Below are 16,860 nucleotides of genomic sequence, written 5' to 3'. Positions count from 1 at the left end.
ACAAAGTCGATGTCTTCAGCCTCACACAGGTCCGCCAGCCCCTACCAGCAGAAGATGCATTCGACCCCAACGACGAGATCTTCGCGGAAAGGAGTAATCGCTTTTAAAAAGCGCTCCGGAGTGCAGGGGATATTCTTGTGATAGACGATGTTCCCGAGCGCATCCAGGATACAGACGTACATACTTCTTGCATGCAAATCGATTCCACAGTAATATGAGTGTTGTTTATTATAGACTTTCATGGCTTTCCTTCCCGAAAGGGTTCGGGACAGGCTCTTGGGTTTATTAGGGTTGTACAGAACCGTAATCTACGATTCCGGGAGGAGGCCATGAATAATATCACGCGCATTAAGCGGAGGTGCCTCGTCAATTCTTTGCCGCTCTTGGTTTTAAAGTTCATCTTTCGTTAGTTGCTAGTTCAGCATTGATTTGCGTGCAGCTTATGCAAGGTCGTTAGGTGTACAACTTTAATCAGCGTAAATTTGCAATGGTAACTGGGTTGCTATCTGATCAAAGTCTTTATCGTTATGGAGCAACTCCATCTCATGCTCTATGCACCAACTTCCAATGAGCATATCTACTGTTTTTCGAATTGTAACACCTTCCGAGCGGAGAAAACGAAAATTAGATGCTGCTTTTATGGCCAGCGACTTCCCTCCAAGATGAACACAATCGAGCGGTTCAAGAGCTTGTCTGGCCAGTCTATACTCTTTATCACTATCAAAACCTTGCAGAATTTCAGTAAGAATAATATCTCCGATAAGTACTGTTTGCTCAGAAAGAATCTGGTCGAGGCTTTCGGTTTGTTTATTTTCTATGCCGTTGAAATAATCAATCCATACGCTGGTATCTACTAAAATCACTTCTCGTCAGTCCTCATATCTTCCAAATCGCCTTTCCAGTGCAATTTTCCTCGTAAGTCTTTGATATTTTCCTGCTTCTTACGCTGTACTAATAACTTCAAGCCTTCTTCGACGGCATCTTTTTTCGTTTTTAATCCACTTACCTTCAAGGCTTCATCCATCAAATCATCATCGATCACGACATTCGTTCGCATAATTGTATCGATTTAGTTAATGTGTATTTTTTACCAATCTATACACATAGCAGCTAATTTCCTAACTTTATTGTAAACGTAACAAGGCGCTTCAACGGGACGCACCTCGCCCTCATTTGCACACTTTTGGCTTTTTAGCTTTCCGTTCATTATTTACCAACTCGACATTCTTGGGTGCGCCCGTTATGCGCAATATCGTTAAATGGCTTACCATTTTAATATTAAATCTGAGTCCATCATGTTATCTTAATTATTATTAGTAACATTAACTTGAGCATGCAGTAAGGATAACATCAAGAGTTAATAGAATGCCATTGCAATAAACCTTTATTGGAATACCGCCCTGAAATAATATGAAACTATGAGGAAGGAGAAGACAAAACGAATACTCAGAATAGCATTGCCTATTGGTACCCTAATATCCATGTTTTTCGTCCCATGGATTTTGGTATGGGCCTGGATACTACCACTACCAGATACGGTTCAAGAACAAGTAGATGACGCCATTGGTAATGGGTTTGATGGAATCATTGTTTATGTGGACCAATCAGGCAACCCGCCGGAGTTTTATGCAGCTGGCTGGCATGACCGAAAAAATAAAATACCTGCCGACCCGAAAGCCTTGTTCAAGATTGCCAGCATCAGCAAGTTATATGATGCTGTTGCTATCACTAAATTGGTACTTGACCAGCGCTTGTCTTTGGATAAAACGCTCGCTGATTACTTTCCGGAACTCGTGGGAAGAATTGAACATGCTGGGAAAATTACCTTGAGAATAATGGTGCAGCATCGGAGTGGCATTCCCAATTTAACGGATACCCCAAATTTTTGGACAAACCCACCAAAAAGCAGCAAAGAAGCGCTTGAACGAGTACTTGATTTGCCGGCCAACTTTGAGCCGGATGAAGACTATGAATATTCAAACACCAATTATTTGTTGATCTCCGAACTTATTGAAAAGGTAGCTGGAATGAGTGAATCCCAATATATCAAGGAGGAAATTTTAGTACCCCTTGGGTTGAAGAATACTTTTAGTTCATTGAGTGATGTGGATATGGAAGATGTGATGAGTGGTTATTACGTTGGCATTGAGGACGATATCAAGACGGCTGATTATGGCTCAATGTTGGCTACAGCAGAAGACGTGGGCATATTCTTGCGGGCATTAAACGATGGGTCATTGTTTGAAGAAGGGGAACAGGAGATCTATTCCTCCATTTACGTGTATGAACATGCGGGTCTGGTTCCCGGCTATCAGAGTATTGCAAAATACCACAAAGATATCGACACGGTTGTCATTCAATTTGTGAATACAACTAATTTTGATGGATACACGTGGAATTTATCTGAAATTACCTATAACCGAATCGTAAAAATATTGAGGAATAAAAAAAGCTCGTAACAACATTAATCCGTGCGTACCTTATGCGCAAGATCGTTATACCCAAAAACAGCATCGAAGAAATCCAACCCCAAATACCCTCCTATAGTGAAAATCCTTGTTAATGGAGCAACTGGCAATACAGGACGAAAACTTGTAGCAGAGCTCATAAATCGCGGGCATCATGTCACAGCAATTGTACGATCACCTCACAAGCTACCCCTCGAAATAAGGGACTCCGACCAACTCTCTGTGATCCATGAGAGTGTCTTGGATCTCAGCAACAAAGAAATAGCTCATTGTGTGAAGGGATGTGGTGCAGTAGCTTCATGCCTGGGACATTCGATGAGTGCCAAGGGCATTTGGGGAGCCCCGCGCAGACTTGTAGCAGAGGCCACCCGACGTTTCTGCCGTGCAATAAAGAAAAACAACTCGAATACACCCACTAAGTTTGTGCTCATGAATACAGCAGGCTTTCACAACCCGGATCAGGATCAACAAATCTCTTTTGCCCAGAAATTTGTCCTGGCACTCCTTCGCCTAACGCTCCCACCTCATGCAGACAATGAAGAAGCTGCGAACTATCTCCGCAGAGAGATTGGCCAAAACGATCAATCTATTGAGTGGGCTGTGGTGCGTCCAGATAATCTGACTGACGACAATCGTATTTCAGAATACGAAGTGTATGACTCACCCAACAGAAGTGCATTGTTTGATGCCGGTGAGACCAGTAGAATCAATGTAGCTCACTTCATGGCTGACCTCATTGCTGATGATACCATATGGGACAAGTGGAGGGGACAAATGCCTGTGATATATAACAAGACGTCTAATCCAATATCTGGAGCATAACAGGACTTGCCTCGGCTCTCCTACGCCCTGAAAGTCGGGCTTCGCTGTGCCGGCTCATTTCTTTTCATTTTCATTTTTTAGCTCCTTGTTCATTTATTATCAGATTGGCTTAAACCGCCCACACATTACGTGCAAATGCCGCTAGCGGTCTTTATTCCGGTGCTTAAAATTAATATGTCCAATTTCTGCCATCTCAATCATTATAAGGGTGTAATACAAACATTCACGTAACCGATCACAAAAATAGTAAGCATAAAACAACGCCTTATGACAAAGAGAAATAAAATTATTTATTGGATTTCTACCATCTGGCTTGCATTGGGAATGCTTTCAAGTGGAATTGTGCAACTTTTTAAAATGAAAGAAGAGATAGATTTTATAATAGAATTGGGCTATCCTGTCTATTTCATGACAATATTAAGTGCCTGGAAAATATTGGGAGTTGTAGCCGTGCTTGTTCCTAAATTCCCTTTACTGAAGGAATGGACTTATGCAGGCTTTTTCTTTTCCATGTCGGGTGCGATATTTTCGCATATCGCAATGGGGGATCCCGTGAACGAAATATTTCCCTCGCTGCTATTGCTAACCCTGACGGTGGTATCCTGGTATTTCAGGCCTGCAGACAGAAAAATTGTTACCCTTAATCAATAAAGGAGCAGTATGAATCCAGAGATTGATAAATTTTTAAACAGCGCTAAACAATGGCAGGAAGAGATGGAGCAGTTGAGAATGATCAGTCTCGACTGCGGGTTGACGGAAGAATTGAAGTGGGGTAAACCCTGTTATTCGTTTCAGAATAGTAACATCGTTATCATACAGCCTTTTAAAGAATCTTGTGCACTCATGTTTTTCAAAGGGGTCTTGCTGGAAGATCCCAATGATGTACTGGAGAAACCCGGGGAGAATTCCAGGGTGGCACGTCGGATTCCTTTCACCAGCGTTCAGGAAATTGTTGAGATGGAGCCGATCCTGAAACGCTATATTTTTGAAGCCATAGAAGCGGAGAAAGCCGGTTTGGAAGTGGATTTAGAAGAGAAACCAGAACCTATCCCTGAAGAGCTTCAAAAGAAATTGGATGAAAATCCTGCCTTGAAAACTGCTTTTGAGGAATTAACACCGGGACGGCAAAGAGGTTACATTCTTTATATTTCTGATGCCAAACAATCCAAGACCCGAGAGCGAAGAGTTGAAAAATATATCCCAAAAATTCTTGATGGGAAGGGATTACACGACCAGTAAATTCGATAAAGAGTAAATTATTCCAAATTTAAGATATTACCTCGCTTTTGAGAATGAAACACATTAATAACAACAAGACGTTATCACCAGAACAACGGGAAGGAGTACTCAGGACATTACAAGTCCGTTTTGAAAACAATAGGAACCGCCATAAAGATCTTGAGTGGAAGAACGTAAAAGCAAAGCTGGATTCGCCGGCTGGTGGAGGAAAACTGTGGTCGCTCAATGAAATGGAAAGAACCGGCGGTAAACCGGATGTTGTTGGCTATGATAAAAAGACGGGGGAATACATTTTTTATGATTGTTCCCCGGAAAGCCCCAAAGGTCGCAGAAGTGTTTGTTATGATCGCAAAGGACTGGAGTCACGAACGAAACATAAACCGGAGAATAACGCTGTCGATATGGCTGCCTCCATGGGTATTGAGTTATTAACGGAAGAGCGATACCGGGAGCTGCAGCAACTTGGAGATTTCGATACGAAAACGTCGAGCTGGATAAAAACACCTGCTGATATCAGGGAGCTCGGCGGTGCTCTCTTTTGTGATTTTCGCTATGGCCATGTCTTTGTGTATCACAACGGAGCGGAATCATACTTTGGCGCCAGAGGGTTCCGGGGCTCGCTAAGAGTGTGAATATTAAGGTTCTATCACAAATACTCACTTCAAATAATTAAAGAATATGAAAGAATTCGTGTTATTATTCCGACAACCGAGCTATGACTATAGTGAGGTTTCTAAAGAAGAGATGGCCGAACTCTCAAAAAAATGGAAGGAGTGGTGGCAGGGCATCGAAGAACAGGGCAAACTGGCCAGTCGGGGACCGCTTTTGGAGATGAACGGTAAAGTTCTAAAGCCGGGTGGCGTGGTTACCGACGGCCCGTTCGTTGAGATCAAAGAAAAGCTGGGCAGTTTCATTATCGTAAAGGCAGAAAACCTGGAGGAGGCCACAACGCTGGCTCATGGCTGTCCGGCGCTGGATCAGGGCGGAAGTGTTGAAATCCGGCCGGTGGGAAAACCATGGTCAGGGACGAAGGGATAAATCTCATATAATCTCCATGAATAATTGGGATAAGGTACACATGTGGAACATCAGACCATAAAGCAGTTATTTCACCAGGAATTTTCAAAAATGGTTGCTGTCATCAGCAAGCTATATGGATTGTCTAATATTCAGATTGCTGAAGACGTTGTTAGTGAAACCTTTCTTCAGGCAGCAGAGACATGGGAGACGGAGGGTATTCCGGAAAACCCCACGGCTTGGCTATACGTGGTGGCCAAACGAAAAGCTTTGTACCATTTCAGGCGGAAAAAAATATTTGGCAATAAAATAACCCCTGAACTGACGTTAAGACAGCAACAAGATGATGGGATACCGGAGCCGGATTTTTCGCTGCAAAATATCAAAGACAGCCAGCTGCAAATGCTTTTTGCCATATGTCATCCCGCCATTGCCAGTGAAGCCCAGATTGGACTGGCCCTGCGTTCGCTCTGTGGCTTTGGCATTGATGAAATTGCTGAGGCATTTTTGTCTAATAAAGGTACCATTAATAAAAGATTGTACCGGGCCAGGAAAAAGCTGCGGACGGAAAACATCAAGATGGAACTTCCACCGGAAGATGAAATTAGCGAACGCCTCGACAGTGTGCTGCATATTATTTACCTGCTATTCAATGAAGGATATTACTCTAAAACACAAAACCAGGTTTTGAGGAAGGACCTGTGCCTAGAGGCCATGCGGCTGGGGCTGCTGCTAACCGAGCATGAAGAAACGGATCAACCCAACACGAACGCCCTGGTAGCTCTCATGTGCTTTCATGCTTCCCGGTTTGATGCCCGCCAAACCGCGGGGGATTCTATGGTCCTGTATGATCAGCAAGACTCAGCATTGTGGGACAGGGCATTGATCAAGCAGGGCATACGCTTTCTGAAGCGTTCGGCTGAAGGAAATGAAATCAGCTCATATCATTTGGAAGCACGCATCGCCTACTGGCATTGCATAAAAGAAGATAGTCCGGAAAAATGGGAGGAGATTCTCGACCTCTATGATCAGCTTTTGAAGGTCAATTACTCTCCGAATGTTGTTTTAAACAGGGTATATGCTCTTTACAAGGTGAAAGGAGCAGATGCTGCACTGGCCGAGGCCGAAAAACTGAGTCTGGAAGACAACCACTTTTATTTTGTCCTCTTGGGTGAACTTTACAGGAATAAAAATGCTAAAAAGGCAAAGAATCATTTTCAAAAAGCCCGGTCTTTAGCCAAAACACAGCCGCAAAAGCAAGTTATCCAGGCAAAAATTGACGATCTTCCCGATTTTTCCTGAAGATTTATCTATTTTTACCCAGTAATCATGCTTTCTGTTTTCTGATTATCCTTCCACTTAACATAAATCCCTCCTTCATGTTCAGCCCCATCAAAAAGATGTTGGCTGCCCCGGCTACTAGTTCTACTGCCTGCACGCTATAGAACAACATGCCAAATGCATTGAATTGAGCCAGATAGTTCAACAGGAAGGCAGCGGGGATCAATACCGCTACGCCCAGCATCATAATCCTTTTCATCCGGTTCTTCTTTTGTTGAATTAAACGCGCTCTGCTTTTCCCGGACAACTTGGTCCCGGTAAAACCGGTTACGGCCATCGCCGGCGCTAATAGTCCTATTCCATATACTATATATCGCTTTACCATTTGGATTTGTGTTATATCACCCTGCAGTTCCACTACTACTGTAGATGTAAAGAAACTTAGTATCAGCAATAACGCCAGGGTGCCAAACCCGGCATGCATTCTAACGAGTACTTTTCTATCCATTACCGTGCTCCACTTAGTTGTTTAGACAACTATTTTTGTTTTAAAAAATTAGTCATCCTGTTTGGGTTGATCTTCCAGTCGTCTCCTGAATTTCTTCATCGTTTCCAACAGCTGGTCCAATTCCTCTTGACTTACCACATCAAAGATCTCAGAAAAGTGATCTAACAGCTTTGTTCTTACTTCTTCTCTTCTGTTCTTTGCCCACTGTGTCGATTCTATGATATAGGCACGTCCATCTGTGGGGTCCTGACGACGCTTTATCCAGTTGTTTTTCTCCATACGGGCAATCATCCTGGAGATGTTATGCTTGTCCTTCAGGGTGAGATAGGCAATATCATTTTGATTTACCATATCATCAGTTGACCAAAGGGTCTGCATGACCTGCCATTGTTCGGGCGTTAAGTTATACTCCGAAAGGGCAGTCTGCAGCTCTTTGCGAAACAGTAATGCCACCCGGTACACATTAAAACCGACTGCGTCATCTAATATCTTTGGTATTTGGTTTGCCATGAGCTCAGATTATTTGATAGAGTATATAGTTGTCTATGCAACTAAACAAATAATTATTGAAAATTTATCTTCTGGAATTAGGCAAAGACCTTAAACTATGAGCGAGCACACTGTGAAAGGAGGCATACCGTTAAAAGTAAAGTACCATCCCAGTAAGGATACTCTCTTTCGGGGGTTGGGTAAGGTATCCAATAGAAGATGGAATGTTCCAGGCAAAAGTGGGGATTAGAAGTAAATACCCCTACATTTCCATTTGCTATAAATTTTGCTATATCATTGATTGATAAAAAGTTAATCCAGTACAAGAAAGTCTGAACTAAAAAAATCAGTCATGCATTCTGCCATATTAGTGCTTCATTCACTCTTCCGTTGGTTTGTTTTGATCAGCCTGCTCTATGCCATATACCGTGCCTACAGCGGCTGGTTTTCAAATAGAACTTTTTCACCATTTGACAATTCGGTTCGTCATTGGACGGCGACAATTGCACATATTCAATTGCTCCTGGGACTTTGGCTTTATTTTATAAGTCCCACAATTACCTATTTTCTGAATAATTTCCAAGAGGCTGTCAAACAGAGTGACGTTCGCTTTTTGGGGATGGAGCACAGCGTAATGATGCTTATTGCGATCATTATTATTACAATCGGCTCCGCTAAAGCGAAACGCAAAGAGACCGACCTTGAGAAATTTAAGACCATGGCCGTTTGGTTCAGTATCGGGCTGCTGATCATCCTGGTTACCATACCGTGGCCCTTCTCACCGCTTGCCAGCCGTCCTTATTTCAGGCTCTTTTAGCAACAGATACAAAGAATATTCGCGCTGCCAAACTAACTTTTTCGCTCGTACTCAAATGTCCCAGGCATCTCTTTATCTCCTTCACTCCAGGTCCAAACCTGGTTGAAGTGGTTGTCATCCACAAAAATTACTTTGAGTCCGGTCATATGTCCTTGAGAACTGCTGCTCAGATTAGTGGCATCTACAAAACGGAAATCTAAATTCCCGTCCTCAGCGGCAGATACTTCCATACGTGGCTGATTGCCGGCTGAGCAGTAATGCGTCATCATCAGTTTATCTCCATTCATATGATAAACCGACACCATACTGGGCTCACCTTCTGGAATCATTGTCTCAATAATAGCCGAGCCCCTGGACATAACTTTATACGAAACTTCTACCTTTTTACCATCCGGTTTTACACCTATCCATTCTCCCTCCAACTTTTTGAGCTGCTCAAAGTTGTCAGAAGACATTTCCTGTGCCCATCCATCGGTCACCATCAGGCAACCTAAAAGGATCCCAAAAACAATGTATACAACTCGCTTTTTCATAGTTTATCTCCGTTTATTAATGATCCATCCTGATATATTACGAACCAAGTTGATGATTCATCCCCTCAACTATTCTCTTTGTCTTTTTGCTCCTCCAGAAATTGCTCCAGCTCATCAAATCGTGCTTCCCAGAACTTACGATAGGTTTTAATAAGCTCTGAAACCTCAACCAGTGGCTCATAATTCATCCGACATAAATATTTACGCCCCTCTTTTCGCCGAACCACAAGGTTTGCTCTCTCCAGTACCTTCAGATGCTTTGATACAGCAGCCAGGGAGATATCGTAAGGTTCGGCAATTTCATTCACTGAGCGTTCCTCGTCAGCCAAACGCATAAGGATATCACGTCGCGTGCTGTCGGCTAAAGCATGTAATGTTGAATCAAGCATTCTTTGTAATCTTGGATATTAAACCTATTAGTTAAATATAAGAATAAATCCTGTTTATTCAACTGGAAGGTTAAATAAAATGGATCTCTTTATACCTCACTTTTACCTCAACCGGCGATTTTATTGAAAAAGTTTTTAGTCGGACTTTTAACGAATTTTTATAGGCAAAAAAATGTCTCTCTCCCAAGCCATGGGAAAGAGACATTAAAATCAATAGAAATGCCACTTGGGTGTTAAATCACTCCTGCTCTCCCAGCGAATATGTAGTACCCGCTTTGGCATAAAATTCGATAGTATTTTCTCCCACCGAGTACGTTTTGACCTGCTCTCCATTGTTATAAACCGCAAGCTTGCGGTCGGCTCGTATGCGGCACGGACCAGATTGGGTAACCTCTACTTTTCCAGAGGTGATCTTACCGTCTTGCCACGAAAAATCGACCTCGTAGCCACCACGGGCACGAAATCCTTTCACCGATCCATCCGGCCACGCCTCGGGCAGGGCGGGGAGGAGTTCGATCTCATCGTTTTGGCTCTGAAGCAGCATTTCAGCGATACCGGCTGTACCGCCAAAGTTCCCGTCAATCTGGAATGGGGGATGCGTATCAAACAGGTTCGTCAACGTTGACTTTCGGAGCAGGGCATACAAATGATCGTATGCCTGATCGGCATTAAGCAGTCGAGCGTAGAAGTTGATCATCCAGGCACGGCTCCAGCCGGTGTGTCCACCACCGTGCTCCAACCGACGTTCAATAACTTTAAGTGCAGCCTCCGCCAGCAACGGAGTCTCCCGCGCTGAAATCTGGTCGGCGGGATGCAACGCATACAAGTGCGACATATGGCGGTGTCCCGGCTCCACTTCCTCAAAATCTTCAGCCCACTCCAGGATACGGCCGTCGTCGCCAATCTCTATCGGTCGCAGCCTGCGCCGGATATCCAGCAACTGGTTGCGAAACTCGGCATCGGTGTTGAGGATGCGACTCGCTTCAATGGTGTTGGTTAGCAGATCCCAGATAATTTCGATATCCATGGTAGGTCCCATGCTGAGGTTGGCTACCTGCCCATCGGGGGTTCTGAACTGGTTTTCCGGGGAATTGGACGGGCCGGACACCAGGTAGCCGGTCTCGGGATCCTCCACCAAGTAGTCCACGAAAAAGAGGGCCGCTTCCCGCATCACCGGGTAAGCTTTCTCCCGCAGGAAGGTCGTGTCCTGCCCAAACTGGTAATGCTCCCAAAAGTGACGGGTGCACCAAGCCACGCTCATCGCCCACATGCCCCACTGCGGCTCCCCGATGGCAGAGGTCCAGTGCCATACGTCGGTGGTGTGATGGGCTACAAAGCCGCGGCTATTGTAAGTATTTTGGGCCGTAACACGTCCACGTGGTCGCAGGCTGTCGATCAGAGTAAAAAACGGGTGATGCGTCTCCGCCAGGTTGGTCACCTCGGCCGGCCAGTAGTTCATCTGGATATTGATATTGATATGGTAGTCGGAGTGCCATGGCGGAGTAAGTCCCTCAGCCCATATGCCCTGGAGGTTTGCGGGCAGGTCATCTTTGCGGGAACTGCTGATCAGCAGGTAGCGGCCATAGTTAAAATAAAGCTCTACCAAATCGGTATCGGTGCCGCCATTTTTGACAGCCTCCAGCCGCTGATCGGTGGGTGCATCGGCATTGGAAGAGGCGCCCAGGTCAATGGACGCCCGGTTATACAGGCGCTGGTGCTCCGTAATATGATCTTTCTTAATCTGCTCATAGGACTTGGCGGTTGCCTTTTTAAGTCGCTCGTTGCAGACGGCATGGGGGTCTTTTCCCCAGTAGTCGCTGGTGGCTACCAGGCGCATGGTCACGCTGTTGGCCCCGCGTACTATCACGCTGTCTCCCGCCGCTTCAAGGGAACCACCCTCGTTATCGATCTTGAGCTGCGTTTCATAATGTACACCGGGATGCTGTCCCTGCGTATCAGCATCGCCGCCGGTTACCTGTCCCTTCATGGTAATAATCCCATCTTCCTCAGCACTGACCTCGGCGTCTTTGGGGCGCGTCAATTTTGAAGAGAGCGTTATCATGTTGGACTGGTCAGACGTAATGTGTACGATTAAGCTTTGGTCCACTGGACTCGAAAATATTTCGCGGGTATAATTCACCCCGCCAACGGTATACGTGACCCGCGCGATAGCATCTTCGAGGTTCAATTCACGCCGATAATTGGTTGCTTCTCCACCGGAATGAGAAAAAGTAAGACGCAGATTGCCCAGCGTCTGGTAGGAGTGTCCCTCAATCCGTTCACTCATCATCTTCTCGTCGACCAGGGCTTCCGCCTTTTTGTATTCACCGTTGAACAGCAGTTCACGCACTTTCGGCAGGTAATCGCCGGCGTTGGGCAGCTCGCGTTCCACCGGGTGACCGGTCCAGATGCTCTCCTCGTTAAGCTGGATGCGCTCGCTGTGTACTCGTCCGAATACCATGCCACCCAAGCGGCCGTTGCCAACAGGCAGGGCTTCCACCCATTCTTCGGCGGGTTGTTCGTACCAGAGGGTGTGCTGGGCCGTCATGGTTGGAGTAATTCCAAAGCTCAACAGAATTGTCAACAAAAATGATAAGCGGAATGCGGGTGTCTTAGGTTTCATCTGGTGTAATTTTAGTTTTTTTGGGGGTCACTAAATTTTGACTGCTCCATGGGGACAACTTGTTTGTTCTAAAAGCAGGAAGCGATAGTATAATAATTTAGAGGCTCTGATAAAGCGACGAGTTTAATTGATATCGAAATAATATTGACAATAACTTCACAGTAAATAAGACGTAAGGGATGGATAAGAGCTTGAACGGTATTTGGTAGTTACAGTTATAAGGGGAAAACCAGGTGCATCTCTTAAATCTACACTTTTATTCACCCAACCATCACCTCTCATCTTTTTTAGAATTTTTCTTTTAACTTCCCCAAGGTTCTTGAAAAAACGTTGTCAATAATCCTAAAAAGTGATTAATGAAATTTCAAACTTTGATAACACCGCTATCTTCCTAGATCCAACTCAACGCATCTGCATGTGAATACAGTTGTAATTAAGTCAGCGTAAAACCCAGAAAACAAGACTAGACTGTGTCGCACACCATACCTTTCAAAGCTGGCTCAAGGCATACGCATAGGCCCCCAGTGCCGTGGCTTTGCTGGTCCCCAAGCGGGTGATGCCGACCGCCAGTCGTTTTTGCGGAACGTGGGACACCTCCTTCTCAGAAAACGGAACTGACACTTTCTCTGTCTCAAACTGATAAAAAGCTTTGGAGGATCGCTCATTTTCCAAATTGTACACAGCGGAAACCAGGCGGGGCACTTTCCCACCGCCTTTTTTCTCAATCTTTCCGTTCATATGCTTTACTGCTTTCGAGAGAAAAAACTCATATGCCCCACAGATTCCGCCGCCAATTACGATTAGACCGTCAACCAGCGTCACAGCATTGGCCAGGGCTTCCCCGAGCACGACCGCCATATCCTCAAAAGCCTTTACAGCGGCATCCCGGTTTCCTTTTTTCTCCCCGCGGGCGATCTGGAAAATTTCTCGAACCGTCATAACCTCGCTGTTTTCAGGTGCATATTCATTATATGACCGCTGTATGGCACGAATGCTGACACCTTCTTCAGAAAATAGTTTATCGTTACTGTAATTTCGTGACAGCCAAATCTCTCCAGCTGCAGAGTTATCACCCAGGCAGAGGTTGTTGTTCATGACAATGCCGCCACCAAAGCCGGTTCCGATCGTGATTCCCAGCAAATTCTGGTATTGTTTGGGGATCTTATTTTCTCTCAACTTACGATTCACCTCTGGCAATAGTCCCCCCATCGCCTCACCGTAGGTAAACAGATTTCCATCGTTATTGATAAAGACCGGCAGGCCAAACTGCTCCTCCAGCATGGGACCAAGTGCCACACCGCCGCGATAGCTCGACAGATTGGGTAAATTCCCAATCACCCCAGAAGCATAATCAGATGGGCCCGGGAAGGCAAAACTGATGGCATCGGGCCGCCCGTCAATTTGTGACTCCACTTCCTGAAATCCACGAATCATATTCTTGAGTGAACGATCCAGATCATCCGCCTGGGCAGGTAACGTTACCGGCTCCATAATCTCTTTTCCACTCTGCAGTGCAGAAAACACAAAGTTCGTCCCTCCCGCATCCAGCGTCATGACTGTTCGGCTATCACTGAAAACATCCATAATACAACATGTTGAATTAGATTTTAAAAACAGTATTTCCTCTGCCGGTAAAGATCAAATGGCAGAAACTCGTACCCTAAAAAATTGGTTAACAGACTGATTCCCAAATAAACCCGGTGATTAACATCAAAAGAATATTCCCACAAGAAGTATTTAACCTTGTTCTGATCCCCTGCCATAACCCTGATTGTGAAAAATGACTACTACTTATCGAATTATTTTCTGAATAATACGTTTAAAATATACGTCTTTCCATTTAGATGTATAATCCAGTTGACCGTCAATGATAAAGGTTGCAAATGTATGACCTGTTACCCTTGAAGAAATCCATTAAATTTTGAACCTTCTCATCATTCACAAAAAAATATGGTCCGCCAAGAGGCCATTCGTCAGCTATAACACAATTAACAGAAAACATACCTGTCATGAATTTCAAAGAATCATGTCTGATCTTCCTCTCGATACTATTATTCACTACCACCGCAACCGCCCAGGAGAGTAACCCGAACGTACAGGAGGCATTTCTTCCTTATGAAACGGGGAAAAGTACAATCTACCGAAGTGCCAGCGGAGCACCCGGAGAAGCCTACTGGCAAAATAGTGCTGATTACAACTTTGATGTGGCTCTTCATCCAAATCAACACAGCGTAGAGGCAACTGTTGAAATCCAGTACACCAATAATAGTCCTGAGGCACTTGAAGCGCTCTGGCTACAACTGGATCAAAACCTGTTTGACAAGGATTCCTGGGGATCAAAACTCACCCCACATACAGGCTCGCGATTCGGCAATCGGGGTTTTGAAGGCGGAATCAGTATAAACGAGATTGAGATTACCCACAACGGTAATATTTACGAACCCAAGCGCCACATGGTGGATACCAACATGAAGTTGCACCTGCAGGAGGCCCTGGATGCAAAAGGTGGAAAAATCGAAATCACGATCGACTACCAGTTCCAGATCCCGGAATATGGCTCGGACCGGATGGGGCGCCTTGAAACGAAAAACGGCTGGATCTACCAACTGGCGCAATGGTACCCCCGAATGGCAGTGTATGACGATATGGAGGGCTGGAACGTTCGCCCTTACCTGGGAGCCGGTGAGTTTTATATGGACTACGGCACTTTTGATTATGAGATTACCGCTCCTTCCGAGTTTGTGGTCGTGGGCTCCGGTGAACTCCTGAACAAGGAGGAAGTACTGACCGAAGAGCAGCAAAAACGGTGGGAAAAAGCGCAAAACAGTGATGAGCGCGTCTACCTGATTACCGAAGAAGAATTGGGCACCGAGGAATCACGTCCCAATCCCGGTGGCCGCCTCACGTGGCATTACCGCATGGAAAACTCGCGCGATATCGCGTGGGCTGCTTCCAAGGCATTTATCTGGGATGTTGCTCGCATTAACCTGCCGGAGGGAGACCAGGCGCTGGCGATGTCGGTTTACCCGGTGGAAAGCGCGGGCGACCCAGCCTGGGGACGTTCCACGGAATATGTGAAAGGGTCGGTTGAGCACTACTCCGAGAAGTGGCACAAGTATCCATACCCGATGGCGATCAACGTGGCCGGTACCGTGGGCGGCATGGAGTATCCCGGCATTATGTTCTGCAGCTGGAAGGCGACCGGCGGCAGCCTATGGGGCGTAACGGATCACGAATTTGGCCACATCTGGTTCCCGATGATCGTCGGTTCAAATGAGCGAGAGTATGCCTGGATGGATGAAGGCCTGAACACATTCATGAATGGCTACAGCACCATGGCGTTTAACAACGGAGAGTACGGCGGACACCGTATCAGCATCCGCGGCATCACCAACTGGATGAACAGTCCGGCGCATGAACCAATTATGACACATCCCGACCAGATCCAGACGGACAACTTGGGCTATGTGGCCTATTTTAAACCGGCGGTGGGGCTCCGCATTCTGCGTGAAACGGTTATAGGGCCCGAACTTTTCGATGAGGCGTTCCGCGAGTATATCGATCGCTGGGCCTACAAGCATCCCACCCACGAGGATTTCTTCAACACCATTGAGGATGTGACGGGACATGAACTCGACTGGTTCTGGAGAGGCTGGTTTGAAAAGACCTGGAATATGGACCAGGCGGTGGATTCCGTCAGTTACGTGGATGGTGATACCACCAAGGGGGCGCTGATCAGCATCAGCAACAAAAATAAGCTGGTGATGCCAGTGATTATGAAGGTTACGCTCGCTGATGGATCCACGCAAACCGTCAACCTGCCAGTGCACGTATGGCATCGCGGCAACACTTGGACGGAAAAACTGAACACCGACCAGCCCATTAAAAGCGTACAGCTGGACCCCAACAGGGAACTCCCGGATATTGATGCTTCAAACGACTACTGGACGGATAGCCAAAGCTCTGGTAAGAGTTCCGGTTCAGAGTAAAACATTCGACACAAACTCAAACTTTAAGAGCCTTATCATTTAGCATTGAAGTTCAATTCTGTGCTGGTGATAAGGCTTTTTCATTAAGTCCAGTTGTGAAAGAATAAATCACACCTTCAAGAGTCCCTTGGATAGTCGACCGCTATTTTAACGTAGTTGCATTATAGTTGGGAAGTAGTACTTAGTGCTTTACTGCCCAGGCTGCCTGTCCTTAAAAGCACCATGTCTGTGATATTATAATCTCATGCACTTTGATATTACTATATCACTGTGAATGATATACTCATATCATTCTGTCTGATATTACCATATCATGGTATGTGATATTACAATATCAGGCAGCGCGATATGCTAATATCATGGAGCACGATACAGTAATATCGGAGTGCGGAAGGTAGTAATATCGAATAGAATGTGCAGTAAGGATATCCCGGCTGTAGTTAGAAGGGCAGACAGGTTGTGGTTACAAAGAGGAAAGAATTGACAAGCGCTTACCAGTGTATGAGTGGTTCCCCAAGGTGCCCCATCTGTCTTTTCATGAAGCCTCAAAATCAAAACGGTTAGCAGATCGTTTGACACAAGTTGCAAACTTGCGCCAGAATGGGGATGATTCCGATACAGCCACAGTGTTAGACTACATTGATTCCCCTGTAAATACTCAATCCTTTATCATAATAATCATGAC

At 45.5% G+C, this 16,860-nt stretch carries 17 protein-coding genes and 1 pseudogene; 9 read left to right on the top strand and 9 right to left on the bottom strand.

The features are described 5' to 3' along the window. Positions 1-44 precede the first annotated feature (44 nt). From NC796_RS22910 to NC796_RS22900, 3 genes and pseudogenes are all read right to left on the bottom strand, one after another. Positions 45-242: pseudogene (locus NC796_RS22910) on the bottom strand (IS110 family transposase); the annotation flags it as partial. Between the two features lie 225 nt (positions 243-467). Then, a complete protein-coding gene (locus NC796_RS22905; protein ID WP_310688147.1) occupies positions 468-863 on the bottom strand; it encodes a PIN domain nuclease in 396 nt (131 codons plus the stop codon). Then, a complete protein-coding gene (locus tag NC796_RS22900) occupies positions 860-1,057 on the bottom strand; it encodes a type II toxin-antitoxin system VapB family antitoxin (protein ID WP_310688146.1) in 198 nt (65 codons plus the stop codon). The genes NC796_RS22905 and NC796_RS22900 overlap by 4 nt, the downstream gene beginning before the upstream one ends. Positions 1,058-1,418: 361 nt before the next feature. Between NC796_RS22900 and NC796_RS22895 the strand changes: the two genes are divergently transcribed. The 7 genes from NC796_RS22895 to NC796_RS22865 all read left to right on the top strand — a co-directional run bounded on the left by NC796_RS22895 (position 1,419) and on the right by NC796_RS22865 (position 6,848). Next, a complete protein-coding gene (locus tag NC796_RS22895) occupies positions 1,419-2,459 on the top strand; it encodes a serine hydrolase domain-containing protein (protein WP_310688145.1) in 1,041 nt (346 codons plus the stop codon). 87 nt (positions 2,460-2,546) lie between these two features. Next, positions 2,547-3,290, top strand: a complete 744-nt coding sequence (locus tag NC796_RS22890) for an NAD(P)-binding oxidoreductase (protein ID WP_310688144.1) — start codon at positions 2,547-2,549, stop codon at positions 3,288-3,290. A 267-nt stretch (positions 3,291-3,557) separates the two neighbouring features. Then, positions 3,558-3,941 carry a DoxX family protein gene (locus NC796_RS22885; RefSeq protein WP_310688143.1) on the top strand — a complete coding sequence of 128 codons (384 nt, stop codon included), beginning with the start codon at positions 3,558-3,560 and terminating at the stop codon, positions 3,939-3,941. A gap of 9 nt (positions 3,942-3,950) precedes the next feature. Next, positions 3,951-4,529: a YdeI/OmpD-associated family protein gene (locus tag NC796_RS22880; protein WP_310688142.1), complete on the top strand. Its 579-nt coding sequence runs from the start codon at positions 3,951-3,953 to the stop codon at positions 4,527-4,529. Positions 4,530-4,582: 53 nt separating this feature from the next. Further along, the gene (locus tag NC796_RS22875) at positions 4,583-5,161 is read left to right on the top strand and encodes a DUF4256 domain-containing protein (RefSeq protein WP_310688141.1); all 579 of its coding nucleotides are present in this window, start codon (positions 4,583-4,585) and stop codon (positions 5,159-5,161) included. A gap of 46 nt (positions 5,162-5,207) precedes the next feature. Beyond that, positions 5,208-5,567, top strand: a complete 360-nt coding sequence (locus NC796_RS22870) for a YciI family protein (protein ID WP_310688140.1) — start codon at positions 5,208-5,210, stop codon at positions 5,565-5,567. A gap of 42 nt (positions 5,568-5,609) precedes the next feature. After that, the gene (locus NC796_RS22865; RefSeq protein ID WP_310688138.1) at positions 5,610-6,848 is read left to right on the top strand and encodes a DUF6596 domain-containing protein; all 1,239 of its coding nucleotides are present in this window, start codon (positions 5,610-5,612) and stop codon (positions 6,846-6,848) included. 25 nt (positions 6,849-6,873) lie between these two features. Here NC796_RS22865 and NC796_RS22860 read toward each other — a convergent pair whose 3' ends face one another. Together NC796_RS22860 and NC796_RS22855 are read right to left on the bottom strand one after the other, a co-directional pair. Then, positions 6,874-7,335 carry a hypothetical protein gene (locus NC796_RS22860; protein ID WP_310688136.1) on the bottom strand — a complete coding sequence of 154 codons (462 nt, stop codon included), beginning with the start codon at positions 7,333-7,335 and terminating at the stop codon, positions 6,874-6,876. A 48-nt stretch (positions 7,336-7,383) separates the two neighbouring features. Beyond that, positions 7,384-7,845 (bottom strand): MarR family winged helix-turn-helix transcriptional regulator, encoded by a 462-nt coding sequence (locus NC796_RS22855; RefSeq protein ID WP_310688134.1) that lies wholly within the window; start codon positions 7,843-7,845, stop codon positions 7,384-7,386. 331 nt (positions 7,846-8,176) lie between these two features. On the opposite strand from NC796_RS22855, the gene NC796_RS22850 reads away from it, so the two are divergent. After that, complete coding sequence (locus NC796_RS22850; protein WP_310688132.1) at positions 8,177-8,641, top strand: cytochrome B; 465 nt, start codon at positions 8,177-8,179, stop codon at positions 8,639-8,641. A gap of 32 nt (positions 8,642-8,673) precedes the next feature. Here the strand turns inward: NC796_RS22850 and NC796_RS22845 are convergent, their stop codons facing one another. The 4 genes from NC796_RS22845 to NC796_RS22830 all read right to left on the bottom strand — a co-directional run bounded on the left by NC796_RS22845 (position 8,674) and on the right by NC796_RS22830 (position 13,770). Then, a complete protein-coding gene (locus tag NC796_RS22845) occupies positions 8,674-9,174 on the bottom strand; it encodes a hypothetical protein (RefSeq protein ID WP_310688130.1) in 501 nt (166 codons plus the stop codon). 65 nt (positions 9,175-9,239) lie between these two features. Then, positions 9,240-9,563, bottom strand: coding sequence for a metalloregulator ArsR/SmtB family transcription factor (locus NC796_RS22840; protein WP_310688128.1), 324 nt, complete (start codon positions 9,561-9,563; stop codon positions 9,240-9,242). 238 nt (positions 9,564-9,801) lie between these two features. After that, positions 9,802-12,186 carry a glycoside hydrolase family 95 protein gene (locus tag NC796_RS22835; RefSeq protein WP_310688126.1) on the bottom strand — a complete coding sequence of 795 codons (2,385 nt, stop codon included), beginning with the start codon at positions 12,184-12,186 and terminating at the stop codon, positions 9,802-9,804. Between the two features lie 489 nt (positions 12,187-12,675). Beyond that, complete coding sequence (locus NC796_RS22830) at positions 12,676-13,770, bottom strand: ROK family protein (RefSeq protein ID WP_310688125.1); 1,095 nt, start codon at positions 13,768-13,770, stop codon at positions 12,676-12,678. Positions 13,771-14,195: 425 nt separating this feature from the next. Here NC796_RS22830 and NC796_RS22825 point away from each other — a divergent pair, with 425 nt between their 5' ends. Continuing rightward, positions 14,196-16,175 carry a M1 family metallopeptidase gene (locus NC796_RS22825; protein ID WP_310688123.1) on the top strand — a complete coding sequence of 660 codons (1,980 nt, stop codon included), beginning with the start codon at positions 14,196-14,198 and terminating at the stop codon, positions 16,173-16,175. Positions 16,176-16,860 lie beyond the last annotated feature (685 nt).

It is taken from the genome of Aliifodinibius sp. S!AR15-10, from assembly GCF_031569985.1.
GTDB lineage: Bacteria > Bacteroidota > Rhodothermia > Balneolales > Balneolaceae > JAMQKA01.
Note: the sequence above shows the minus strand (reverse complement) of the source record. Positions and strands in the feature narration are given on the sequence as shown.

Bases quoted from the DNA above. Each gene is read 5' to 3' on its own strand.
- NC796_RS22880 (WP_310688142.1), top strand. From the start codon at position 3,951: ATGAATCCAGAGATTGATAAATTTTTAAACAGCGCTAAACAATGGCAG.
- NC796_RS22855 (WP_310688134.1), bottom strand. From the start codon at position 7,845: ATGGCAAACCAAATACCAAAGATATTAGATGACGCAGTCGGTTTTAAT.
- NC796_RS22885 (WP_310688143.1), top strand. From the start codon at position 3,558: ATGACAAAGAGAAATAAAATTATTTATTGGATTTCTACCATCTGGCTT.
- NC796_RS22845 (WP_310688130.1), bottom strand. From the start codon at position 9,174: ATGAAAAAGCGAGTTGTATACATTGTTTTTGGGATCCTTTTAGGTTGC.
- NC796_RS22860 (WP_310688136.1), bottom strand. From the start codon at position 7,335: ATGGATAGAAAAGTACTCGTTAGAATGCATGCCGGGTTTGGCACCCTG.
- NC796_RS22875 (WP_310688141.1), top strand. From the start codon at position 4,583: ATGAAACACATTAATAACAACAAGACGTTATCACCAGAACAACGGGAA.
- NC796_RS22900 (WP_310688146.1), bottom strand. From the start codon at position 1,057: ATGCGAACGAATGTCGTGATCGATGATGATTTGATGGATGAAGCCTTG.
- NC796_RS22870 (WP_310688140.1), top strand. From the start codon at position 5,208: ATGAAAGAATTCGTGTTATTATTCCGACAACCGAGCTATGACTATAGT.
- NC796_RS22825 (WP_310688123.1), top strand. From the start codon at position 14,196: ATGAATTTCAAAGAATCATGTCTGATCTTCCTCTCGATACTATTATTC.
- NC796_RS22830 (WP_310688125.1), bottom strand. From the start codon at position 13,770: ATGGATGTTTTCAGTGATAGCCGAACAGTCATGACGCTGGATGCGGGA.
- NC796_RS22840 (WP_310688128.1), bottom strand. From the start codon at position 9,563: ATGCTTGATTCAACATTACATGCTTTAGCCGACAGCACGCGACGTGAT.
- NC796_RS22835 (WP_310688126.1), bottom strand. From the start codon at position 12,186: ATGAAACCTAAGACACCCGCATTCCGCTTATCATTTTTGTTGACAATT.
- NC796_RS22895 (WP_310688145.1), top strand. From the start codon at position 1,419: ATGAGGAAGGAGAAGACAAAACGAATACTCAGAATAGCATTGCCTATT.
- NC796_RS22850 (WP_310688132.1), top strand. From the start codon at position 8,177: ATGCATTCTGCCATATTAGTGCTTCATTCACTCTTCCGTTGGTTTGTT.